Source organism: Micromonospora sp. NPDC047527, from assembly GCF_040643015.1.
Taxonomy (GTDB): Bacteria; Actinomycetota; Actinomycetes; order Mycobacteriales; family Micromonosporaceae; genus Micromonospora.
The window spans coordinates 141951-164725 of sequence record NZ_JBEYTK010000006.1; the positions used below are offsets into that span (position 1 = coordinate 141951).

A 22775-nucleotide genomic window follows, 5' to 3' on the forward strand; every position below is an offset into this window, starting at 1 on the left:
CGGGTTACTTGTCGATGTCGCCGACCACGAAGAACATCGAGCCGAGGATCGCGATCAGGTCCGGTACGAGGCAGCCGGGGAGCAGGGTGGCCAACGCCTGCACATTGGCGTACGACGCGGTGCGCAGCTTCAACCGCCAGGGCGTCTTCTCGCCCCGGGACACCAGGTAGTAGCCGTTGATGCCGAGCGGGTTCTCGGTCCACGCGTAGGTGTGCCCCTCCGGGGCCTTCAGCACCTTGGGCAGCCGCGTGTTGATCGGCCCGGTGAGCTGGTCCACCCGGTCCAGGCATCGCTCGGCGAGGTCCAGTGACACGTACACCTGGTCGAGCAGCACCTCGAAGCGAGCGTGACAGTCCCCGGCGGTCTTCGTCACCACCGGAACGTCCAGCTCGTCGTAGGCCAGGTAGGGGTCGTCGCGGCGCAGGTCCAGATCGAGCCCGGAGGCCCGAGCCACCGGCCCGGACGCGCCGAACGCGGCGGCGTCGGCTGCGGACAGCACACCAACCCCCACGGTGCGGGCCATGAAGATCTCGTTGCGCCGGATCAGGTTATCCAGGTCGGGCAGCCGTCGACGTACCTCGCCGATCGCCGCCCGCGCACGGCCCGTCCAGCCGTAGGGCACCTCCTCCTTCAGGCCGCCCACCCGGTTGAACATGTAGTGGATCCGGCCGCCGGAGACCTCCTCCATCACCGCCTGGATGGTCTCCCGTTCCCGGAACGAATAGAACATCGGCGTGATCGCGCCGATCTCCAGCGGGTAGGAGCCGAGGAACATGAGGTGGTTGAGCACCCGGTTCAGCTCGGCGAGGGCCATCCGCAGCCAGGTGGCGCGCTCCGGCACCTCCATGCCCATCAGGCGTTCCACGGCGAGCACCACGCCCAGCTCGTTGGAGAACGCCGAGAGCCAGTCGTGCCGGTTGGCCAGCACGATGATCTGCCGGTAGTCGCGTACCTCGAAGAGCTTCTCGGCACCCCGGTGCATGTAGCCGACGATCGGTTCGCAGGCGATGACCCGTTCGCCGTCGAGCACCAGCTTGAGCCGCAGCACGCCGTGTGTCGACGGGTGCTGTGGGCCGATGTTCAGCACCATGTCGGTGCCGAGCTGCTCACCGCCGGTCCCGGCGACCAGGCCGGCCCCGGTGCCGACGGTCAGTTCACGGAGGTCCCCGGCGTCGGTGGTCATGCCCGTCATCGTGCCACGGCCGGCCCGAGCCCGATGCCGACCGGTTGGCGCAGCCACCAGTGGCCGCCGAGCCCGGCCGGGTCGGTCAGCTCGGCCACCGCCGACGCGGCGGCCAGCGCCTGCACGTACCCGGCCGGGTCGGTGCCGGCCAGACTCAGCGGGGGTCGGCCGCCGTCGGCCCCGAGCGCCCGCAGCGCCTCCCGCTGTGAGACCAGGGAGTACGCGCACCGGGCGACCGCCGCGCCGGCGGAGGCGACCGAGTCGATGGCCACGTGCGCGGTCACATCCCTGGTCCCGTCCGGCACCGGCGGCACCTGTCGTCCACTCTGGTACCCGGTCAACGTCCCGTCCACCGGCCGGCTGTCCCGCAGGTGCCCGTAGTCCACCGCCACCGCCAACCCACGTTCGACGCTCTTCACCGCTGCTGCCCAGGCTTCGTCCCGTGGTCTGCCGATCTCTGCGCGGTGGTTGTGGTGGGGGGCTGCCCGGAAACCCGACTCGCCTCCGCTGGTCGCGTCCGTCCAGGGCACACCAAAACTGGGGTCACCGTCCGTACCGGGCGGGCTGGTGGGCCACCACCTTGTGAGCCATTCAAGATCGGCGGGGCTGACCAGGTCACCAACGGTCTCCGCACCACTGTCGGGATCGACCAGCACGTACCGCCAGCCATCTTCGGTGTGCACCGTCACGTCGAGCGGAACGTTGTCCAACCACTCGGTCGCCAGCAACACCCCGTTGATCCCCGCAGGAATCTCAGACACCCAGTCGATTTTCTCCGGCAGGTGCGGGGGGCGGGGTGCCAACTCGACTGCCGTGAACCGCACCCGTCCCGCAAGCGACGGGCGAACGGCGACGGCCGACGGATCGCCGGGCGACCGACGGGCGGAAACCCCCACCGCGAGCCCGGCGGCGTCTTCGATGGATCGCAGCAGGCCATGCAGAAGCTCCCCGCGCCCAGCGCCCACGTCGACAACGTCGAGCCGGTCAGGGTGGCCGAGGGCCGCGTCGACCTGCGCGAGAAGGCGGAGCAGCGCCCTGGCGAAGGCCGGGGAGGCGTGCACGCTGGTCCGGAAGTGGTCGGCCGGCCCGGTGCCGGCCACGAAGAAGCCGTCCGGCCCGTAGAGGGCCAGGCTCATCGCGTCCCGCCACGGGATCGGCATCAGCTCGCTCCGAGTTCTGGGGGCGTCACCGTGCCGACCCTACGGCCACCGTCCGGAGGCGACTCCGATCCCCGCCGCGCCGCCGTCGTGGCTCATGCCCGGAAGTAGTGCCCTTCGTGCAGGTCGGCGATCAGGCCGGGGTGGGCAGGGGTCCAGCCCAGCAGTTCGCGCGTGATCGCGGACGACGTGGGATTGTCCATCTGCGCGAACTGCCCGAGGAAGCCGAAGTAGTCGTTCGCCTCGTCGGGGCTGATGCTCCGGACCGGGAGGTCGAGGTTGCGGCCGATGGCGGCGGCGACCTGCCGGAAGGGGACTCCCTCGTCGGCGGCCCCGTGCAGGCGCACACCGGCCGGGGCCTTCTCCAGGGCGAGCCGGTAGAGCTGGGCTGCGTCGAGCGTGTGCACGGCCGGCCACCGGTTGGCGCCCTCGCCGACGTACGCGGCGTACCCGTTCCGCCGGGCCGCCGCGATGATGATGGTGATGAAGCCGTAGCGGTCGAGCGAACTGTGCACCGTGGGCGCGAGCCGGATGATGGAGGAGCGCACCCCGCGCGAGGCGAGGCCTGCCACGAAGTTCTCCGCGTCGATCCGGTAGCCGCCGCCCGGGAAGGTGTCGCGTTCGGTGCCGGGGCGGCCGACGATGCCGCCCATCACGAGCATGGCCGTCCCGCCCGTGCCGACCAGGGGTTTGCCGGAGCCGGCCAGGCCGTCGGCGAGTGCCGTGAGGGCGTCCAGGTCAGCCGAGGCGGCGCCGGCCAGGTCGCCGTTGATCATGAGGTCGTGGCGGAACGCCAGATGGATCACCCCGTCGGAGGCGGCTGCCTCTTCGCGGAGCACGTCGAGGTCGTAAAGATCGCCGCGGCGTGCCTGAGCGCCGATCTTCTCGATCGCGGCTGCGGACGCGTCGGAGCGGGCCAGACCGACAACCTCGTGTCCGGCGGAGAGCAGTTCCGGTACGACTGCCGAGCCGACATGGCCGGAGGCGCCGGTGACGAATACGCGCATGGTGGTTCCTTCGTGAGTGCCGATGTCACATTGCGACATCACCGTACCTCGCCTGATGTCACCACGCGACATCGCGCCGGAAATAATGTCGCGGTGTGACATCGGATACCATCGCCGCATGGCCCGCTGGCAACCGGACGCGCGCGGCCGCCTGGAGGCGGCCGCCTTCGAGCTGTTCCGCGAGCGCGGCTTCGAACAGACCACCGTCGCCGACATCGCCGGCCGTGCCGGCCTCGACAAGCGCACCTTCTACCGGCTCTTCGGGGACAAGCGCGAGGCCCTCTTCAGTGGCAGCGGGCACCTGGAGGAGGTCCTGGCCAAGACGGTGGCCGAGACGGACGCCGGCCCATTCGAGGTGGTCATCGCCGCCTTCGAACGGATGGCGGAGGAGGTCTTCGTCGACCGCCTCGAACTGGTCCGGGCGCGACAGGCCATCATCGAGAGCAGCCCGGAGCTGCAGGAACGCGAACTGCGGAAGGTGGGCTCGCTGGTGGCCGCGGTCACCACCGCCCTGCGTGCCAAGGGCCTCGACGAGACCACGGCCACCCTGGCCACCGAGTCGGGTGTCACGGTCTTCCGGGTCGCGTACGCCCGCTGGGTCGCGCCCGGCAGCGACGCCTCGCTCGCCGAACTGATCGCCGAGGTGGCCGCTGAGCTGCGCGCGATCACGTCGCCCCCGGGGAGGCGGTGACGAGAGCCCGCGCGGGGTGGTGAAGGTTTTCACACATCCTGTTTGGGCTCTGCGGCGCGGGAGCATACTTGCGATCGACCGGTACCCCTTCTCGAGGACTGGATCGTCGCCATGAGCGCACCGTTGCGCCCGCGTCCGGCCGCCCAGCTTGGGCCCGCCGCACCGTGGGACCGCGCCGTCACCGGCGCCCCCGCCACCTCCCGTCTGCTCACCGTGGGCGTCGTCGGCGCCGGCCGGGTCGGTGCCGTGCTGGGCGCGGCACTCGTCGCCGCCGGGCACCGGGTGGTGGCCGTGGCCGGCCGCTCCGGGGCCAGTCGCGCCCGGCTCGCCCTGCTGCTGCCCGAGGTGCCCCGCCGTCCGGTGGACGCCGTCGCCGACGCTGCCGCCGACCTGCTGTTGATCGCCGTGCCGGACGACGCGTTGGCCGGCGTGGTCGCCGACCTCGCCGAGCGGGGCGCGCTGCGTCCGGGCCAGGTGGTCGCCCACACCTCCGGCGCGCACGGGCTGGCCGTGCTGGCCCCGGCCGCCGCGGCCGGCGCCCGCCCGCTCGCCCTGCACCCGGCCATGACCTTCACCGGTACGCCGGACGACCTGGCCCGGCTGGCCGGCATCTCGTACGGGGTGACCGCCCCGGCCGAGCTGCGCCCGCTGGCGGCCCGGCTGGTCGCCGACCTGGGTGGCGTGCCCGAGTGGGTGGCCGAGACGGACCGCCCGCTGTACCACGCCGCGCTGGCACACGGCGCGAACCACCTGGTGACCCTGGTGAACGAGGCGACCGACCGGCTGCGTGACGCCGGGGTGGCCCGGCCGGAGAAGGTGCTCGCCCCGCTGCTGCGGGCCGCCCTGGAGAACGCGCTGCGGCTCGGCGACGACGCGCTGACCGGCCCGGTCTCCCGGGGCGACGCCGGCACGGTCGAGCGGCACCTGGCCCGGCTGGCGGCCACCGCGCCGGAGTCTGTTCCCGCGTATCTGGCGTTGGCCCGGCGTACCGCCGACCGGGCGATCGCCGCCGGCCGGCTGCGGCCGGTGGACGCGCAGTCGCTGCTGGGCGTGCTGGCTAACAGCGATCGGGGGGTGGCGGCATGACGCAGCTCGTGCACACGCGGGCCGAGTTGGCCGAGGCCCGGGCCGCGCTGAAGGGCACGGTCGGCGTGGTGATGACCATGGGCGCCCTGCACTCCGGGCACGAGACGCTGCTGCGGGCGGCCCGGGAACGGGCCGACCACGTGCTGGTGACGATCTTCGTGAACCCGTTGCAGTTCGGGCCGAACGAGGACTTCGACCGCTATCCGCGCACCCTCGACACCGACCTGGAGGTGTGCCGGCGGGCGGGGGCCGACCTGGTCTTCGCCCCGTCGGTGGCCGACATGTATCCGGACGGCCAGCCCCGGGTGCGTCTCGACCCGGGGCCGCTCGGCGCGGAGCTGGAGGGTGCCAGTCGCCCCGGCTTCTTCCACGGCGTGCTGACCGTGGTGCTCAAGCTGCTCCAGCTCACCCGGCCTGACCTGGCGTTCTTTGGTGAGAAGGACTATCAGCAGCTCAGCCTGGTGCGGCGGATGGCCCGGGACCTGGATGTGCCGGTCGAGGTGGTCGGCGTACCGACCGTTCGGGAGCCGGACGGGTTGGCGCTGTCCAGCCGCAACCGCTACCTGAGCGAGCCCGAGCGGGCGGCGGCGCTGAGCCTCTCCGCCGCGCTGCGGGCCGGCGCCCGGGCCGCCGACGACGGCCGGGACGCGGGGGCGGTGCTGGCCGCCGCGCACGCCGCGTTCGGCGCTGGTACGCCCGGCGCTCAGCTCGACTACCTGGTGCTCACCGATCCCGACCTGGAGCCGGGGCCGGTGTCCGGGCCGGCGCGGCTGGTGATCGCCGCGTGGGTTGGCAGCACCCGGTTGATCGACAACGCGGCTGTCCACCTCGCCCCTCGCTCCTGACCCGGCCGCACCCTCTCCACCACTTTCGTGAAAGGCCAGCCCCGATGCTGCGGACCATGCTCAAGTCGAAGATCCACCGAGCTACGGTGACCCAGGCGGACCTGCACTACGTCGGCTCGGTGACGGTGGACCAGGACCTGCTCGACGCCGCCGACCTGCTCCCCGGTGAGCAGGTCGCGATCGTGGACATCACCAACGGCGCCCGGCTGGAGACGTACGTGATCCCGGGTGAGCGGGGCAGCGGCGTGATCGGCATCAACGGTGCCGCCGCCCACCTCGTGCACCCCGGTGACCTGGTCATCCTGATCTCGTACGGGCAGATGGACGACGCCGAGGCCCGGTCGTACCGGCCCCGGGTGGTGCACGTGGACGCCGACAACCGGGTCGTCGAGCTGGGTGCCGACCCGGCTGCGGCGGCCCCGGGCACGGCCGGCGACCCGGTACCCAGCCCGCTGGCCGTGTCCGGCGTCTGATCCCACGCGGCGCGATTCCGGTCTGTCACCGGAAGGTCATTTCCGGTTACCCTTGGCACGCCGTCGGAAGATGGTCGGTGGCTGGGGGAGGCCGCGATGCGCCGTGCCATGACGACCCTGTTCGCCTCTGCCGTCTCGGCGGTGCTGCTGGTGGGCTGTGCCGCGTCCGGTGACCTGGACGGCGACCTGACCGACGACTGGGCGGCGCTGCCGCCGGCCACGGCGTTCACGCCGGCCGCCGGTGTGTGCCAGGCCGCCGACTTCGCCGAGGTGATCACCCTGGCCAGCTATCAGCCGATCGACTGCGCCGGCCCGCACCGGGTGGAGACCGTGCACGTGGGGGCGTTCCCGGCCGAGCAGGCCGCCGCCCCGGCCAACGGGTCGACGGAGCTGCGCGGCGCGTTCGCCGAGTGCGACACCCGGGCCTCCGGGTACGTGGGCGACGACTGGCGGGCCGGGCGGCTGCGGTTGTCGGTGGCGTTGCCGTCCGGGCCGGGCTGGGCGGCCGGCTCCCGCTGGTTCCGGTGTGACCTCACCGAGCTGACAACGGTCGAGGCGGCGGCCACCGTCGTGGTCCGGTCGGGCAGTCTGCGGGACGCGTTGAAGGTGGCCTCCGGGCTGCGGTTGGGCTGTCAGCAGACCCGTGGCGGGGCAGGCGCGGGTGTGCGGACGCTGGTTCCGGTGGAGTGCGGCACGCAGCACGACGCCGAGTTCGTCGGGGTGTGGCGTGCACCGGACAAGCCGTACCCCGCCAAGGACGCCGACTGGGTGCCGCTCTACGACGGTTGCCGCAGCGTCCTCGGCCGGTACGTCGGCGTCCCGAACGACGTCCACCTGCGGTTCCGCAGCGGCGTGGTGGTGCGTCCGCCGGGTGCGGGGCGCTGGCGGGTCGGTGATCGGGGTGTCCGCTGCTACCTGTGGCTCAGCGACCGTACGGTGACCGCCTCGCTGCGGGGCGTCGGCCCGGCTGGCCTGCCGGTCCGGACGAAGTGACCGGGGCCCGCCGGTCGGCGCGGCGCTGCCGCCGTCGGACGGGGTAGCCCAAACCACTCGTCCCGCCCCCGTCGCCCCCGAGCGAGGATGGTTCGGGTTGACTGGGGGGATGGACCTTCCGACCGTCGATCTGCCGGCCCTGCCCCCGAAGCTGGCCGCTCCCGCGCCCGGCTGGGTGGAGACCACCGACGTGATCGTCGTGGGCTCCGGGGTGGCCGGGTTGACCGCCGCGCTGCATCTGCGTGAGGCGGGTCTGCACGTCACGGTCGTCACCAAGGTCAACATTGACGACGGCTCGACCCGGTGGGCGCAGGGTGGCATCGCGGCCGTGCTCGACCCGGCGGACACCCCGGCGGCGCACGCCCGGGACACCGAGATCGCCGGGGTGGGGCTCTGCGACCCGGCGGCGGTCCGGGCACTGGTCGAGGAGGGCCCGACCCGGCTGCGGGAGCTGATCCGGATCGGCGCCGAGTTCGACCGCCACCCCGACGGCTCGCTGATGCTGACCCGCGAGGGCGGCCACCGGGCGGACCGGATCGTGCACGCAGGTGGCGACGCGACAGGCGCCGAGGTGCAGCGGGCACTGCACGCGGCGGTGCAGCGCGACCCGTGGATCCGGCTGGTGGAGCACGCCCTGGTGCTGGACCTGCTGCGAGCGCCCGGCGATGGCCCGGACGGCCTCGGCCCGGCCTGCGGGATCACCCTGCACGTGCTGGGCGAGGGCAGCGAGGACGGTGTCGGCGCGCTGCTGGCCCGTGCGGTGGTCCTGGCCACCGGGGGAATGGGGCAGGTCTTCGCGGCCACCACCAACCCGGCGGTCTCCACCGGCGACGGGGTGGCGCTGGCGATGCGGGCCGGCGCGGCGGTGACCGACGTCGAGTTCGTCCAGTTCCACCCGACGGCCCTGATCACCCCACCCGGTGCGGGGGTGCCCGGCGCCGGGCACGCGCAGCAGCCGCTCGTCTCCGAGGCGCTGCGCGGCGAGGGCGCGTACCTGGTGGACTCCGACGGCAAACGGTTCATGGTGGGCCAGCACGAGTTGGCCGAGCTGGCTCCCCGGGACGTGGTGGCCAAGGGCATCCACCGGGTGCTGCTGGCCAACGGCGCGGACCACGTCTTCCTCGACGCCCGACACCTGGGTGGGGCCTTCCTGGCCGGGCGGTTCCCGACCATCGTGGCGTCCTGCCTGGCGATCGGCGTGGACCCGGCCACCGACCTGATCCCGGTGGCGCCGGCCGCGCACTACGCGTCCGGCGGCGTCCGCACCGACCTGCGCGGCCGCACCTCCATCCCCGGCCTGTACGCCTGCGGCGAGGTCGCCTGCACGGGTGTGCACGGTGCGAACCGGCTGGCCAGCAACTCGCTGCTGGAGGGCCTGGTCTTCTCCCGGCGGATCGCCGAGGACATCGCGGCGGGTCTGCCCGAGCAGGTTCAGCCGGCGGACACCGGCGCCTGGCGCGGGGGCGAGGGCTGGGTGCTGCCGGCCGAGGCGACGCCGACCCTGCAACGGGCCATGACGCGGGGAGCCGGGGTGCTCCGCTCCGCCGCGACGCTGGCCGAGACGGCGGGGACGCTGACCGAGCTGGGCGTTGCCCGGGGCCGGCCGCGGACGGCCGACTGGGAGGCGACCAACCTGCTCACGGTGGCGTCGACGCTGGTGGCCGCCGCGTACGCGCGCACCGAGACGCGGGGATGCCACTGGCGGGAGGACTTCCCGACGGCCGACGAGCGGTGGCTGGGCCATCTGGTCGGGGCGGTCGGGACGCAGGGCGGGTTGACGCAGCAATGGGAGGGACGTTCATGACAGAGTCGACGCAGGCGGCGTTGCGGGCGGCTGGACTGGATCCGGCACAGGTACGGCAGGTGATCGAGAACACGCTGGTCGAGGATCTGGGGCCGGATTTCCTCGACGTCACAAGCGTGGCGACCATCCCGGCGGAGCAGATCGACACCGCCGACCTGGTGGCCCGCGCGGACGGTGTGCTGGCCGGCTTGGCCGTGGCCGCCGCCGTGTTCGAGCTGGTCGGCGAGGTGACCGGGTTCGGGCGTACCGTCGAGGTGTCGCAGCTGGCCCGCGACGGTGAGCGGGTGGCCCGCGGCGACGTGCTGGCGACGGTGACCGGCCCGACCCGGCTGCTGTTGACGGCCGAGCGGACGGCGCTCAACCTGCTGTGCCGGATGTCCGGGGTGGCCACCCACACCCGCGCCTGGGCGGACGCCCTCGCGGGCACGAAGGCGATGGTGCTGGACACCCGCAAGACGACGCCGGGGCTGCGGGCGCTGGAGAAGTACGCGGTGCGGGCCGGTGGGGGCACCAACAAGCGGATGGGCCTCTACGACGTCGCCATGATCAAGGACAACCACAAGCTGGCGGCCGGGGGCATCACCGCGGCGTACCGGCGGGTCCGGGAGGCGTTCCCGGAGGTGCCGGTGCAGGTCGAGGTGACCACGGTCGCCGAGGCGGTGGAGGCGGTGGAGGCCGGTGCGGCGTTCCTGCTCTGCGACAACATGACGCCGGAGGTGCTGGCCGAGGCGGTGACCGCGGTGGGTGACCGGGCGGAGCTGGAGGCGACCGGCGGGCTGACCCTGGAGGCGGCCGGCCGGTACGCGGCCACCGGCGTCGACTTCCTCTCGGTGGGTGCGCTTACCCATTCGTCGCCGATCCTGGACATCGCGCTGGACCTGCGCACGGAATAGTTGTCTAGGCTGCGTGCGTGCTGCTCTGCATCGACATCGGAAACACCAACACCGTGCTGGCGACCTTCGACGGCGACAAGCTGGTGCACTCCTGGCGGATCAAGACCGATGCCCGCTCGACGGCGGACGAGCTGGGCCTGAAGTTCCGGGGCCTGCTCGCCGCGGACAACGTCGAGATCACCGGCGTGGCCGCCTGCTCCACGGTGCCGGCCGCGCTGCGGTCGCTGCGGACCATGCTCGGCCGTTACTACGCCGACGTGCCGAGCGTGATCGTCGAGCCCGGGGTGCGGACGGGTGTGCAGTTGGCGATCGACAACCCGAAGGAGGTGGGCGCCGACCGGGTGGTGAACACGCTTGCCGCGTACACCCTCTACGGCGGGCCGTCGATCGTGGTGGACTTCGGCACGACAACCAACTTCGACGTGATCAGCGGTCGGGGCGAGTTCCTCGGAGGGGCGTTCGCCCCGGGCATCGAGATCTCCTTCGACGCGCTGGCCGCCCGGGCCGCCCAGCTGCGCAAGGTCGAGGCGACCAAGCCCCGCTCGGTGATCGGCAAGAACACCGTGGAGTGCCTCCAATCCGGCCTGTACTTCGGCTTCGCCGGCCAGGTGGATCGGATCGTCGAGCGGATGACCGAGGAGTTGGGTGAGGTGAAGGCGGTGATCGCCACCGGCGGCCTCGCCTCCCTGGTGATCAACGAGTGCCACAGCATCACCCACCACGAGCCGATGATCACGCTGATCGGCCTGCGGATGGTCTACGACCGCAATCTCTGACGCCGGTGGGGCTCAGCGCCGCCGGGCGCGCAGGACGATCGTGCGGTACGGCAGCTCGACGGTCTCCCGACCGGCCAGGTCCGGGTGGGTGTCCAGGAGATGCCGGAGCTCCCGCTCGACCCGCTGCCGGTCCGCGCTGGACGCGGTGAGCCAGTACGAGCGGGTGCGGATCATCCCGAGCACCTCGTCGGGGGTGAGTGTGGCGCGGTGGGTGAATTCGCCGAGCTCGATGGCGTCGAAGGCCGCGCCGAAGTCGGTGTAGCTCTCGATCAGGTTGGCGGACTTCTCCCCGATGTGGGCGATCCGGCTCAGCTCCGCCACCCAGTCGAGCCGGTCGTCCCGGACGTTCCAGATCGGCGCGAAGGCACCGCCGGGCCGGAGCACCCGGGCGATCTCGGCGTGCGCGGGCTCCCGGTCGAACCAGTGGTAGGCCGTGCCGACCAGCACCGCGTCCGCCGCGCCGTCGGGCAGCGGCACGGCCTCGGCGCTGCCCGCGAGCGCCGTCGTGCCCGGCGTGGCGTCCGCGAGCTGCGCTCGCATCCCCGGATCTGGCTCGACGGGTACGACCTCATGGCCGAGGGCGAGCAGGGCGCGGGTCAGGATGCCCGTGCCCGCGCCCAGGTCTACCACCCGGGCGTCGCTCAACCCATCAAGTGCCCAGCGGACCGCCGCTTCCGGATAACGGGGTCGAAACCGGTCGTAATCGCTCGCCGCAGCGCCGAAGGAGAGGGCGTGAGTGTGATCGACCATGGCGGGCAGGTTATCCGGTAACGACCCCCGGAACGCTTGAGTACGCTCGGGCCTGACCCCCCGTAATCTTTCGTGACGAGGAAGCGTGCCGTGAGCGAGCAGAACGCCGTGCCAGTGGACCCCGCCGACGACCTTCCCGAGCAGATGAAGGTCCGCCGGGAGAAGCGGGACCGGATGCTCGCCGAGGGCATCGAGCCGTACCCGGTCGGTTTCTCCCGGACGACCACCCTCGCCGAGATCCGCGCGAAGTACGCCGACCTGGCCACGGACACCGCGACCGGCGATCAGGTCTCGGTCACCGGCCGGGTGATCTTCGTACGCAACACCGGAAAGCTCTGCTTCGCGACCCTGCGCGACGGTGACGGCACCGAGTTGCAGGCGATGCTCTCCCTGGACCGGGTCGGACCGGAGCGGCTGGAGGCCTGGAAGCGCCTGGTCGACCTCGGTGACCACGTCGGCGTGACCGGTGAGGTGATCACCAGCCGCCGGGGTGAGCTGTCCGTGCTGGCCGAGCGGTGGGACATGACCGCCAAGGCGCTGCGGCCACTGCCGGTGGCGCACAAGCCGCTCTCCGAGGAGGCCCGGGTCCGGCAGCGCTACGTCGACCTGATCGTCCGGCCGCAGGCCCGGCAGATGGTCCGTACCCGCGCCGCGGCGGTGCGCAGTCTCCGCGATTCACTGCACGGGCAGGGTTACATCGAGGTGGAAACGCCGATGCTGCAACTGTTGCATGGTGGAGCAGCGGCCCGACCGTTCGTGACCCACAGCAATGCGTTGAGTACGGATCTGTATCTGCGAATCGCCCCGGAACTGTTTCTCAAGCGCGCCGTGGTCGGCGGCGTCGATCGCGTCTTCGAGATCAACCGCAACTTCCGCAATGAGGGCGTCGACTCTTCGCACTCGCCCGAGTTCGCGATGCTGGAGACCTACCAGGCGTACGGCGACTACGACACGATGGCCGAGTTGACCCGCAATCTCGTGCAACAGGCGGCGATCGCGGTCGGCGGCTCGACCGTGGTGACCCACGCGGACGGGCGTGAGTTCGACCTCGGCGGCGAGTGGCGCTCGGTGACACTCTTCGGAGTCCTTTCAGAGGCGCTCGGCGAGGAGGTCACGGTCCGCACCGAACGGTCCCGTCTGGTGGAGTATGCCGACAAGGTGGGATTGGCCGTCGACCCGAAGTGGGGCCCGGGCAAGCTGGCCGAGGAACTGTTCGAGGAACTGGTCGTGCCCGGCCTGGAGGCGCCCACCTTCGTTCGGGACTACCCGGAGGAGACCAGCCCGCTGACCCGGGCGCACCGCACCGAGCCGGGCCTGGCGGAGAAGTGGGACCTCTACGTGCTCGGCTTCGAGCTGGGCACCGCGTACTCCGAGTTGGTCGACCCGGTGGTGCAGCGGGAACGGCTGCTGGCCCAGGCGCAGCTCGCCGCCCGAGGCGACGACGAGGCGATGCGTCTCGATGAGGACTTTCTCCGGGCGATGGAGTACGGAATGCCGCCGGCGGGCGGTATGGGAATGGGAATCGACCGGCTGTTGATGGCCCTGACGGGCCTCGGAATTCGGGAAACGATCCTCTTCCCGCTGGTCCGCCCGGAGTAGTCACAGCTGGCTCTCAGCGAGTCGGAACCGCATCCCATTGACGAGGCGAGCAGTGCGGGGGTTATTGTGCTCTCGTTAGCAGGACACCCTGCTTGAAAGGAATGTGGGACGTGGCCAAGCAAATCATTCACAAGCTGGTCGATGACCTGGACGGTGGGGACGCTGACGAGACCGTCAAGTTCGCGCTCGACGGCGTTCAGTACGAGATCGACCTGTCCGGTGTCAACGCCGCGAAATTGCGCGACGTATTCGCGCCGTACGTCGGTGCGGGCACCAAGGTGGGTCGCGGTGGCGTGGTGATCGGTGGACGGGCTGCCCGCGGCAGGGGTGGCGCGACCGCCGACCGGGAGCAGAACAAGGCGATCCGGGAGTGGGCCAAGAAGGCCGGCAAGGACATCTCGGATCGGGGCCGTATCCCGCAGGAGATCGTCGACGAGTACCACGCCAAGCGCTGATCCGTTCAGCAATCGGTGGCCGCTGGCCGCCGCAGGGCGACACCGACGCCGGGCCGGAGATTCTCCGGGCCGGCGTCGCCGTGTGAAGGGGCGGTGCCGGCGGGGTTCGCGGCCCGGGGAAGCTTTCGGGCCGGACCGACGTTGTCCACAACCAGTGGAGTGGAAATCCACAGCCTGTGGATAACTCCCTGAGGGCCGCGCCTGGTGCTCGTCGCCGACGCCGGTCCGCCCTCCGCAGGGCCCCGGAGACGCTCCGAGGGCCGGGAGAGGGCTTCTGTCGCGCCGGTCGGATTTCGCTCTGCGCGTAGCGACAGGGGTACCGGAACACCTCCTGAGCGCGGACGGTTGTGTAAAACGACGTGGAACTGACCCAGAGCAGAGACACACGACCTCAGCTGAGTCGGTCAGCGACGATAGAGTAAGGAGGCACGGACGCCCGTCCTGGACGTTCGTGCACCGGCCCCGCCAAGATCTTGACCATCAAGGCGCACGGCACGTGAGGAGCACGAGGGCATGTTCGAGCGGTTCACCGACCGAGCGCGACGGGTTGTCGTCCTGGCCCAAGAAGAGGCCCGGATGCTCAACCACAACTACATCGGTACGGAACACATCCTGCTGGGCCTGATCCACGAAGGTGAAGGCGTCGCGGCGAAAGCCCTGGAGAGCCTCGGCATCTCCCTGGAGGGCGTCCGTCAGCAGGTCGAGGAGATCATCGGCCAGGGCCAGCAGGCGCCGAGCGGGCACATCCCGTTCACGCCGCGGGCCAAGAAGGTGCTGGAGCTGTCGCTGCGCGAGGCGCTGCAGCTCGGGCACAACTACATCGGCACGGAGCACATCCTGCTCGGTCTGATCCGCGAGGGTGAGGGCGTCGCCGCCCAGGTGCTGGTCAAGCTCGGCGCCGACCTCAACCGGGTCCGCCAGCAGGTGATCCAGCTCCTCTCCGGTTACCAGGGCAAGGAGCCGGCCGCCGCTGGCGCCGCCCCGGGTGAGGCCGCGCCGTCGACCAGCCTGGTGCTGGACCAGTTCGGCCGTAACCTGACCCAGGCCGCCCGCGAGGGCAAGCTCGACCCGGTCATCGGGCGCGAGAAGGAAATCGAGCGGGTCATGCAGGTGCTCTCCCGCCGTACCAAGAACAACCCGGTCCTGATCGGTGAGCCCGGCGTCGGTAAGACCGCCGTGGTGGAGGGGCTTTCCCAGAAGATCATCAAGGGCGAGGTGCCCGAGACTCTGAAGGACAAGCAGCTCTACACGCTCGACCTCGGTGCGCTGGTCGCTGGTTCCCGCTACCGCGGTGACTTCGAGGAGCGCCTCAAGAAGGTGCTCAAGGAGATCCGCACGCGCGGCGACATCATCCTGTTCATCGACGAGATCCACACCCTGGTGGGTGCGGGTGCCGCCGAGGGCGCGATCGACGCGGCGAGCATCCTCAAGCCGATGCTGGCCCGTGGTGAGCTGCAGACCATCGGCGCCACCACGCTCGACGAATACCGCAAGCACCTGGAGAAGGACGCCGCGCTTGAGCGCCGGTTCCAGCCGATCCAGGTGGGTGAGCCGTCGCTGGCCCACACCATCGAGATCCTCAAGGGCCTGCGCGACCGCTACGAGGCGCACCACCGGGTGAGCATCACCGACGCCGCTCTCGTGGCTGCCGCGACGCTGGCTGACAGGTACATCTCCGACCGCTTCCTGCCGGACAAGGCGATCGACCTGATCGACGAGGCCGGTGCCCGGATGCGGATCCGTCGGATGACCGCGCCGCCAGACCTGCGTGACTTCGACGAGCGCATCGCCCAGGTGCGTCGCGACAAGGAGTCCGCGATCGACGCGCAGGACTTCGAGCGCGCCGCCCAACTGCGTGACAAGGAGAAGCAGCTCCTTGGTCAGAAGGCGCAGCGGGAGAAGGAGTGGAAGGCCGGTGACCTGGACGTCGTCAGCGAGGTCGACGACGAGCAGATCGCCGAGGTGCTCGGCAACTGGACGGGCATCCCGGTCTACAAGCTGACCGAGGAGGAGACCTCGCGCCTGCTGCGCATGGAGGACGAGCTGCACAAGCGCGTCATCGGCCAGGAGGACGCGGTCAAGGCGGTCTCGAAGGCGATCCGGCGTACCCGGGCCGGCCTGAAGGACCCGAAGCGCCCGTCGGGCTCGTTCATCTTCGCCGGCCCGTCCGGTGTCGGTAAGACCGAGCTGTCCAAGGCGCTCGCCGAGTTCCTGTTCGGCAGCGAGGACGCCCTCATCCAGCTGGACATGTCCGAGTTCCACGACCGCTACACGGTCTCCCGGCTGGTGGGTGCCCCTCCCGGCTACGTCGGCTACGACGAGGGCGGGCAGCTGACCGAGAAGGTGCGTCGTCGGCCGTTCTCGGTGGTCCTCTTCGACGAGATCGAGAAGGCCCACCCGGACGTGTTCAACACGCTCCTGCAGATCCTGGAGGACGGTCGGCTCACCGACGGTCAGGGTCGGATCGTGGACTTCAAGAACACGGTCATCATCCTGACCACCAACCTGGGCACCCGCGACGTGGCCAAGGCCGTGTCGCTGGGCTTCCAGCAGTCGGAGGACTCCGAGTCCAACTACGACCGGATGAAGCAGAAGGTCAACGACGAGCTCAAGCAGCACTTCCGGCCTGAGTTCCTCAACCGGATCGACGACACCATCGTCTTCCACCAGCTGCGGCAGAACGAGATCCTCTCGATCGTGGACATCATGATCCGGCGGATCGAGACGCAGCTGCACAACAAGGACATGGGTCTGGAGCTGACCGACAACGCCAAGAAGTACCTGGCGCTGAAGGGCTTCGACCCGGTGCTCGGTGCCCGTCCGCTTCGTCGCACGATCCAGCGCGACATCGAGGACAACCTCTCCGAGCGGATCCTGTTCAACGAGCTGACCCCCGGTCAGATCGTCGTGGTGGACTGCGAAGGCGACCCGAACGACATCGACAAGTCCAAGCTCGTCTTCCGGGGCGCGGAGAAGCCGGTCGAGGTTCCGGACGCCGTGCCGGCCGACCTCGGTGGCACCGCCGCCGCAGGCGCGGACGAGTAGCTCAACCAGCAGCAAGAGGGCGGGGTCTGGTGGCGCAAGCCACCGGACCCCGCCTTTTGCGCTGTCCGCTCACCATGCGCGGCTAACACCTCGGAGGCGCCGTGCGCCTCGTGCGGTGATCGACTCCGTATCGGCGACATGGCGGTGTCCTGCCCCCGGGAAACCCCGATATCGGCGATATGGAGTCGATCAAGGCCTGCGCCCCAGCGGCCGGCGGGGGCGCGCCGAATCAAGGCCTGCGCCGCAGCGGCCGGCGGGGGCGCGCCGAAGGGTTCGGCGGGTCAGGTGGTGAGGTCGGCGGTCGGGAGGGACGGGCCGTCTCCGGCCAGGCGGAAGGAGTCGGCGCCGACCGGTTCGACCAGGCCGTCCTGCACGAGGCCGGCCAGGGCGCGGGCGCGCTGCACGTCATCGGTCCAGACCTGGTCGAGCCGCTGGTGTGGGACCGGCCCGGTGGTCTCCCGGAGCACCCCGAGCAACAGTCCGCGTACCTGCCGATCGGTGCCCGCGTACCGCTGGGGGCGGCGGGTCGGCCCGGCCGGCGCAGCCTGCCCGGAGGCCCGCCACGCGCAGACCGACTCGACCGGGCAGGCCGGGCAGCGCGGCGACCGGGCCGTGCAGATCACCGCGCCCAGCTCCATGAACGCGGCGCTGGCCAGCGCAGCGGCGGCCGGCTCCGTCGGGAGCAACTCCTCGGTGGCGACCAGGTCGGCCGGGCGGGTGACCGGTCCGGCGTCCGGTTCGCCGGCCACGGCCCGGCTGACCACCCGCCGTACGTTGGTGTCGACCACCGGATGCCGCTGCCCGTACGCGAACGCGGCCACCGCCCGAGCCGTGTACGTGCCCAGCCCGGGCAGCGCCAGGAGCTGCTCCAGCCGGTCCGGCACCTGGCCGCCGTGCCGCTGCACGATCGCGACCGCGCACTCCCGCAGCCGGACGGCCCGACGGGGGTAGCCGAGGCGTCCCCACATCCGGATGGCCTCGGCGGGTGTGTCCGCCGCCAGCGCGGCCGGCTCCGGCCAGCGGGCCAGCCAGGCGTGCCAGGCCGGGACGACCCGGACCACCGGCGTCTGCTGGAGCATGACCTCGCTGACCAGGATGGCCCACGGTGTGACCCCGGGCTCGCGCCACGGCAGGTCACGGGCGTGCTGCTGGAACCATCGGCTGACCAGGGCGGCGAAATCGGGTTGAGTCATGGCGCCGTCGATGATGTCACGCGATGTGTTCCCGCTGGATGGGCGGCTCGGGTGGGGTGTCGACGCGACGGTGGGCGGATCGGGCAGAATGCGCGGATGAACGAGCTCGCGATCACCGTCATCGGCCGGGACCGGCCGGGCATCGTGGCCGACGTCGCCGAGGTCCTGGCCCGGTTGGGCGCGAACCTCACCGACAGCACGATGACCCGCCTGCGGGGGCATTTCGCGATGACCCTCATCTGCACCGGGCCGGCCGCCGCCGAGGTCGAGGCGGCGCTGGAGGCGCTGGCCGCCGAGGGGCAGCTGCTGGCGACCGTACGCGCGGTCACGCCCGACGGTGAGGTTGCCCCAGTCGGAGAGCCGTACGTGATGGCGGTGCACGGGTCGGACCGGATGGGCATCGTCGCGGCCATGACCCGGGTGCTGGTGGACGCCGGTGGAAACGTCACCGACCTGAGCACCCGGTTGGCGGGTTCGCTCTACGTGGTGCTGGCTGAGGTCGAGTTGCCGGCCGGTGTCGCGGACACGCTGGCCGACCGGCTGCACCGGACGGCCGCCGAACTGGGCGTGGAGGTCACACTTCGGCCGGCAGACCCGGACCTGCTGTGAGCGGCGAGCGCGGCGGTCCGGACGTCGAGGCGTACGCCGGCCTGGGTGACTGGACACCGGAGTCGTTGGCTGTGCCGGGTGAGGTGCGGGCCGTCGTGTCGGCCCCGCACCCGGTGTTGAGCCAGGCCGGGGGTGACGTCGATCCGACGGCCGAGGAGACCGTCCGGCTGGCCGCCGATCTGGTGGCCACCATGCGGGTCTCGCCGGGCTGCGTGGGCTTGGCCGCGCCGCAGATCGGCGTGGGCGCTCGGGTCTTCGCCGTCGACGTGACCGGGCATCCGAAGGCGGTGACCGTGCACGGCACGTTCGTGCTCTGCAACGCCCGGGTCGTCGAAGCGACGAGGTGGAAGCCGGGCCGGGAGGGCTGCATGTCGGTGCCGGACCTGACCGGGGACGTGAAGCGGGCCAGCCGGCTGGTCGTGGAGGGTGATCTGCCGGGCAGCGGCGCGGCGGTCCGGTTGGTGACCGACGGTTTCGAGGCGCGGGCGTTGCAGCACGAGATCGACCACTGCGCGGGCCTGCTCTTCCTGGACCGGGTGGCCGGCGCACACGCCGTCTACCAGCGAAAGGTCTACCTCTGATCGGGCCGTGGACGACCGTCCCCTCCGTCCCTAATGGAGGGTTGTTGGGTCGTCGGGGTGGCGTTACGGCGCGTCGTGCCGGGCTGGTGGGTGCGGCGCGGCTACGGTGGGGGGCATCATGCGTCTGACGGTCGGCCCCCTGCCACCCGCCGTGTACTGGCGGCGTCGCGCCGTCGTACTCGGAGCGGGGCTTCTCTTCCTGATTGTCCTGCTCTATTCCTGCACCGGCTCGGGTCGCTCGGGCGGGCGAACGGAGGCGGGGGCTACGCCGACGCCGACCGTGAGCCCGTCAACCGCGAGCCCGGGGCCGGCCGGGCCGGTGCTGACACCGCAGACCGGGGTTCCGCCTGCGTCCGGGTCCGCCGCTCCTGAGACCACGGAGCCGGCCCCCGAGATCACCAGCAACAACCCGCCGCCAGGCTCCGCCGGCTCGGTGGACGACAGCACCTGCACCGACGCGGAGATCAGTGTGACAGCGGTGGCGCGGCCGACCTCGGTGCAGCGCGGGGCGGTGGTCGACCTCCAGTTGAAGATCAAGAACACGTCGGACCGGACGTGCAGCCGCAACGTCGGCGCCGATCTCCAGGAGATCTTCATCAAGTCCGGTGCCGAGAAGGTGTGGTCCTCGGACACCTGCGGCAAGGTCCAGGGCTCGGACGTGCAGTCCTTCACGCCGAACTTCGAGCGCTCCTACCAGGTGGGTTGGAACGGGCGGGACGCCACCCGGTGTGACGGCAGTGGGCTGGCCGCTGGCCCGTTCCCGCAGGCGGGGACGTACCAGGCGTTCGCCCGGGTCGGCACCAAGCTCAGCGCACCCGTGAAGATCACCATTACCGGCTGAGCCGGATCAGACGTACCGCTCCAGGATGGATGCCTCGGCGAGCCGGGACAGCCCTTCCCGGACGCCCCGGGCGCGGGCGTCGCCCACCCCCTCGACGGCCTGCAGATCCTCCACGGTCGCGCCCAGCAGCCGCTGGAGGCTGCCGAAGTGCAGCACCAGGCGGTCGACGACGGCCACCGGCAGGCGGGGCACCTTGGCCAGCAGCCGGAAGCCACGCGGGCTGACGGCGGCGTCCAGCGCGTCCGAGGCGGCCGGGTAGCCGATCGCCTTGGCGACCGACACCAGGTCGATGAGCTCGGTGGCACCGAGCAGGTCGAGCTCGACCAGCGCCTCATCCAGGGTGCGGGACTTGCGGCCGACCGGCAGGTAGTCCCGGATGACAAGCGTGCGGTCGGCATCCACGCCGGCCATCAGCTCGTCGAGCTGGAGGGCGAGCAGTCGGCCGTCGGTGCCCAACTCGACCACGTAACCGGCGATCTCGTCGGCGATCCGGCGGACCATCTCCAGTCGCTGCACCACCGCCACCGCGTCCCGTACGGTGACCAGATCCTCTATCTCGAGGGCGGACAGCGTGCCGGAGACCTCGTCCAGCCGGAGCTTGTAGCGCTCCAGGGTGGCGAGCGCCTGGTTGGCCCGGGACAGGATCGCCGCCGAGTCGTCGAGCACGTGCCGCTGACCGTTGACGTAGAGGCTGATGATCCGCATGGACTGGCTGACCGAGATGACCGGGTAGCCGGTCTGCCGGGCCACCCGCTCGGCGGTGCGGTGCCGGGTGCCTGACTCCTCGGTCGGGATGGACGGGTCGGGCATCAGGTGCACGGCCGCCCGGACGATGCGGGTGCCGTCGCTGGACAGCACCACCGCACCATCCATCTTGCACAGCTCGCGGACCCGGGTCGCGGAGAACTCCACGTCCAGCGGGAAGCCGCCGGTGCAGAGGCCCTCGACGACCTTGTCGTAACCGAGCACGATGAGCGCGCCCGTACGCCCGCGCAGGATGCGCTCCAACCCGTCCCGCAGCGCGGTGCCGGGTGCCATCAGGGCAAGGTTGGCCCGCAGCGGGTCGCCGGCGCTGCCGGCGGCGGCGGTGACGCTCACGCTGATCGGGCGGGCTGGCGAGCCCACAGCGCCGGTGCGGGCCTGGGGTGGCGCGCCGGCAGGCTTGGTGGTGTCGCGGTCGATCGGCACGGGCACAGTCTACGGACTGCCGTGCGGTGGGTGCTGTCGTGGTTACTGTGATGTGTCACGATGCTGCCCCTTCCGAGCATTTCCGCTGGCGCCGTGGTGTCCGGTATGGCCGTCCGCGTCGGCACGGTGGGTCACTCGGCGGACGCGCGAGCCGCATGGTGCAGTGCCGAGCGGACGTCAGTGACCTCGGTCACTCGCATCTGCTCGGGCCCGGCGCCGGTGCTGGTCGGGCCGCAACCCGGCGGAACCAGGGCGACCTTGAACCCCAGTCGGGCCGCCTCGGCCAGCCGGCGGGGCACCGCACCGACCCGGCGCACCTCACCGGTCAGGCCCACCTCGCCGATCGCCACGAGGTGCGGCGCGATCGCCAGGTTGAGCCCGCCGGACGCGACCGCCAACGCGACGGCCAGGTCGGCCGCCGGCTCCACCACCCGGATGCCGCCCACGGTGGCCGCGAAGACCTCCCGGTCGTGCAGCGTCAACCGCTCGGTGCGCCGTTGCAGCACCGCGAGCACCATGGCGAGGCGGGCCGAGTCGAGGCCGGAGACCGTACGGCGGGGCGAGCCGGCCACCGTCGCGCCGATCAGTGCCTGCACCTCGGTGACCAGTGCCCGTCGCCCCTCCATCGCCACCGTCACGCAGGTGCCGGGGACCGGCTCCGAGTAGCGGGTCAGGAACAGACCGGACGGGTCGGCCAGGCTGCTGATGCCGCCCTCGTGCATCTCGAAGCAGCCGACCTCGTCGGCCGCGCCGAACCGGTTCTTGACGCCGCGCACCAAGCGCAGCGAGGAGTGCTTGTCGCCCTCGAAGTGCAGCACCACGTCGACCAGGTGCTCCAGCACCCGGGGCCCGGCCACCTGGCCGTCCTTGGTGACGTGCCCAACCAGCACGGTGGCGATGCCGCGTTCCTTGGCGACCGAGACCAGCGCGGAGGTGACCGCGCGGACCTGCGTCACCCCACCGGGCACCCCTTCGGTGCCGGTGGTGGAGATGGTCTGCACCGAGTCGAGCACCAGCAGACCGGGCTTGACCGCGTCGAGGTGCCCGAGCACCGCCGCCAGGTCGCTCTCGGCCGCCAGGTAGAGCTGGTCGTGCAGGGTGCCCATCCGCTCGGCGCGCAACCGCACCTGACTGACCGACTCTTCTCCGCTGACCACCAGCGAGGGGCTGCCGGCGCCGACCGCCCACTGCTGGGCCACATCCAGCAGGAGGGTCGACTTGCCCACGCCGGGCTCGCCGGCGAGCAGCACCACCGCGCCGGGGACCAGCCCGCCGCCGAGCACCCGGTCGAGCTCGCTCACGCCGGTGGGCCGGGCGCGGGCCGGAGCGGCGCTGATGGTGGCGATCGGCCGGGCCGGCTCGGCCGGCATCCGGGAGCTGACCACCCGACCGGAGACGGTCGGGCCGGTCACCGTGGACTCGACCACCGAGCCCCACTCGCCGCACTCTGGGCAGCGCCCCACCCATTTGGGGGGCTGGTGCCCGCAGGCGTCGCACTCGTAGGCCGGGCGCGGCTCGCGGGCGGCGGACCGGCCGCGGGCGGCACCGGCCGTGCCGCCGCGTGGCGACGTCGATCGGGAGGTGGTCACATCAGGACGCTAGCCTT

Annotated in this window: 21 protein-coding genes; 14 read left to right on the forward strand and 7 right to left on the reverse strand. The window is 71.5% G+C overall.

Going from position 1 to position 22775, the window contains the following annotated elements; translation table 11 throughout:
- Window positions 1–4: 4 nt before the first annotated feature.
- The 3 genes from ABZ808_RS22815 to ABZ808_RS22825 form a co-directional block, all read right to left on the reverse strand.
- Window positions 5–1192: an NADH-quinone oxidoreductase subunit D gene (locus tag ABZ808_RS22815; protein WP_357009888.1), complete on the reverse strand. Its 1188-nt coding sequence runs from the start codon at window positions 1190–1192 to the stop codon at window positions 5–7.
- A complete protein-coding gene (locus tag ABZ808_RS22820) occupies window positions 1189–2343 on the reverse strand; it encodes an SAM-dependent methyltransferase (RefSeq protein WP_357009890.1) in 1155 nt (384 codons plus the stop codon). Before ABZ808_RS22820 ends, ABZ808_RS22815 begins: the two co-directional genes overlap by 4 nt.
- Before the next feature lie 92 nt (window positions 2344–2435).
- The gene (locus ABZ808_RS22825; protein WP_357009893.1) at window positions 2436–3347 is read right to left on the reverse strand and encodes an SDR family oxidoreductase; all 912 of its coding nucleotides are present in this window, start codon (window positions 3345–3347) and stop codon (window positions 2436–2438) included.
- A gap of 118 nt (window positions 3348–3465) precedes the next feature.
- Here ABZ808_RS22825 and ABZ808_RS22830 point away from each other — a divergent pair, with 118 nt between their 5' ends.
- The 8 genes from ABZ808_RS22830 (at window position 3466) to ABZ808_RS22865 (ending at window position 10908) form a co-directional block, all read left to right on the forward strand.
- Complete coding sequence (locus ABZ808_RS22830) at window positions 3466–4038, forward strand: TetR family transcriptional regulator (protein WP_357009896.1); 573 nt, start codon at window positions 3466–3468, stop codon at window positions 4036–4038.
- Window positions 4039–4149: 111 nt separating this feature from the next.
- Window positions 4150–5124, forward strand: coding sequence for a Rossmann-like and DUF2520 domain-containing protein (locus ABZ808_RS22835; protein ID WP_357009899.1), 975 nt, complete (start codon window positions 4150–4152; stop codon window positions 5122–5124).
- Window positions 5121–5969 carry a pantoate--beta-alanine ligase gene (gene panC / locus ABZ808_RS22840; RefSeq protein ID WP_357009902.1) on the forward strand — a complete coding sequence of 283 codons (849 nt, stop codon included), beginning with the start codon at window positions 5121–5123 and terminating at the stop codon, window positions 5967–5969. The genes ABZ808_RS22835 and panC overlap by 4 nt, the downstream gene beginning before the upstream one ends.
- 44 nt (window positions 5970–6013) lie before the next feature.
- Window positions 6014–6442 carry an aspartate 1-decarboxylase gene (gene panD, locus ABZ808_RS22845; protein ID WP_357009905.1) on the forward strand — a complete coding sequence of 143 codons (429 nt, stop codon included), beginning with the start codon at window positions 6014–6016 and terminating at the stop codon, window positions 6440–6442.
- Window positions 6443–6538: 96 nt separating this feature from the next.
- Entirely contained in the window at window positions 6539–7435 is an 897-nt protein-coding gene (locus ABZ808_RS22850; protein WP_357009908.1) for a septum formation family protein, read from the forward strand.
- 109 nt (window positions 7436–7544) lie between these two features.
- Window positions 7545–9239 carry an L-aspartate oxidase gene (locus ABZ808_RS22855; protein WP_357009911.1) on the forward strand — a complete coding sequence of 565 codons (1695 nt, stop codon included), beginning with the start codon at window positions 7545–7547 and terminating at the stop codon, window positions 9237–9239.
- Window positions 9236–10132: a carboxylating nicotinate-nucleotide diphosphorylase gene (nadC, locus tag ABZ808_RS22860; RefSeq protein WP_357009914.1), complete on the forward strand. Its 897-nt coding sequence runs from the start codon at window positions 9236–9238 to the stop codon at window positions 10130–10132. The genes ABZ808_RS22855 and nadC overlap by 4 nt, the downstream gene beginning before the upstream one ends.
- A gap of 17 nt (window positions 10133–10149) precedes the next feature.
- The gene (locus ABZ808_RS22865) at window positions 10150–10908 is read left to right on the forward strand and encodes a type III pantothenate kinase (protein ID WP_357009917.1); all 759 of its coding nucleotides are present in this window, start codon (window positions 10150–10152) and stop codon (window positions 10906–10908) included.
- Window positions 10909–10920: 12 nt separating this feature from the next.
- On the opposite strand, the gene ABZ808_RS22870 is transcribed toward ABZ808_RS22865, so the two are convergent.
- Window positions 10921–11658, reverse strand: coding sequence for a class I SAM-dependent methyltransferase (locus ABZ808_RS22870; RefSeq protein ID WP_357009920.1), 738 nt, complete (start codon window positions 11656–11658; stop codon window positions 10921–10923).
- Between the two features lie 90 nt (window positions 11659–11748).
- Here ABZ808_RS22870 and lysS point away from each other — a divergent pair, with 90 nt between their 5' ends.
- The 3 genes from lysS to ABZ808_RS22885 all read left to right on the forward strand — a co-directional run bounded on the left by lysS (window position 11749) and on the right by ABZ808_RS22885 (window position 16757).
- Window positions 11749–13257: a lysine--tRNA ligase gene (lysS, locus tag ABZ808_RS22875; RefSeq protein ID WP_357009923.1), complete on the forward strand. Its 1509-nt coding sequence runs from the start codon at window positions 11749–11751 to the stop codon at window positions 13255–13257.
- A gap of 110 nt (window positions 13258–13367) precedes the next feature.
- Window positions 13368–13712 (forward strand): Lsr2 family protein, encoded by a 345-nt coding sequence (locus tag ABZ808_RS22880; RefSeq protein ID WP_357009926.1) that lies wholly within the window; start codon window positions 13368–13370, stop codon window positions 13710–13712.
- A gap of 513 nt (window positions 13713–14225) precedes the next feature.
- Complete coding sequence (locus ABZ808_RS22885; RefSeq protein WP_357009928.1) at window positions 14226–16757, forward strand: ATP-dependent Clp protease ATP-binding subunit; 2532 nt, start codon at window positions 14226–14228, stop codon at window positions 16755–16757.
- 281 nt (window positions 16758–17038) lie between these two features.
- Here ABZ808_RS22885 and ABZ808_RS22890 read toward each other — a convergent pair whose 3' ends face one another.
- Complete coding sequence (locus tag ABZ808_RS22890) at window positions 17039–17950, reverse strand: A/G-specific adenine glycosylase (protein WP_357009931.1); 912 nt, start codon at window positions 17948–17950, stop codon at window positions 17039–17041.
- A 96-nt stretch (window positions 17951–18046) separates the two neighbouring features.
- Here ABZ808_RS22890 and ABZ808_RS22895 point away from each other — a divergent pair, with 96 nt between their 5' ends.
- The 3 genes from ABZ808_RS22895 (at window position 18047) to ABZ808_RS22905 (ending at window position 19981) form a co-directional block, all read left to right on the forward strand.
- The gene (locus tag ABZ808_RS22895; protein ID WP_357009933.1) at window positions 18047–18559 is read left to right on the forward strand and encodes an ACT domain-containing protein; all 513 of its coding nucleotides are present in this window, start codon (window positions 18047–18049) and stop codon (window positions 18557–18559) included.
- Window positions 18556–19140, forward strand: coding sequence for a peptide deformylase (locus ABZ808_RS22900; RefSeq protein ID WP_357009936.1), 585 nt, complete (start codon window positions 18556–18558; stop codon window positions 19138–19140). Before ABZ808_RS22895 ends, ABZ808_RS22900 begins: the two co-directional genes overlap by 4 nt.
- Window positions 19141–19258: 118 nt before the next feature.
- The gene (locus ABZ808_RS22905) at window positions 19259–19981 is read left to right on the forward strand and encodes a hypothetical protein (protein WP_357009939.1); all 723 of its coding nucleotides are present in this window, start codon (window positions 19259–19261) and stop codon (window positions 19979–19981) included.
- Between the two features lie 6 nt (window positions 19982–19987).
- On the opposite strand, the gene disA is transcribed toward ABZ808_RS22905, so the two are convergent.
- Window positions 19988–21169, reverse strand: a complete 1182-nt coding sequence (gene disA / locus ABZ808_RS22910) for a DNA integrity scanning diadenylate cyclase DisA (RefSeq protein ID WP_007466050.1) — start codon at window positions 21167–21169, stop codon at window positions 19988–19990.
- A gap of 131 nt (window positions 21170–21300) precedes the next feature.
- Window positions 21301–22758, reverse strand: a complete 1458-nt coding sequence (gene radA / locus ABZ808_RS22915) for a DNA repair protein RadA (protein WP_357009942.1) — start codon at window positions 22756–22758, stop codon at window positions 21301–21303.
- Between the last annotated feature and the right edge of the window lie 17 nt (window positions 22759–22775).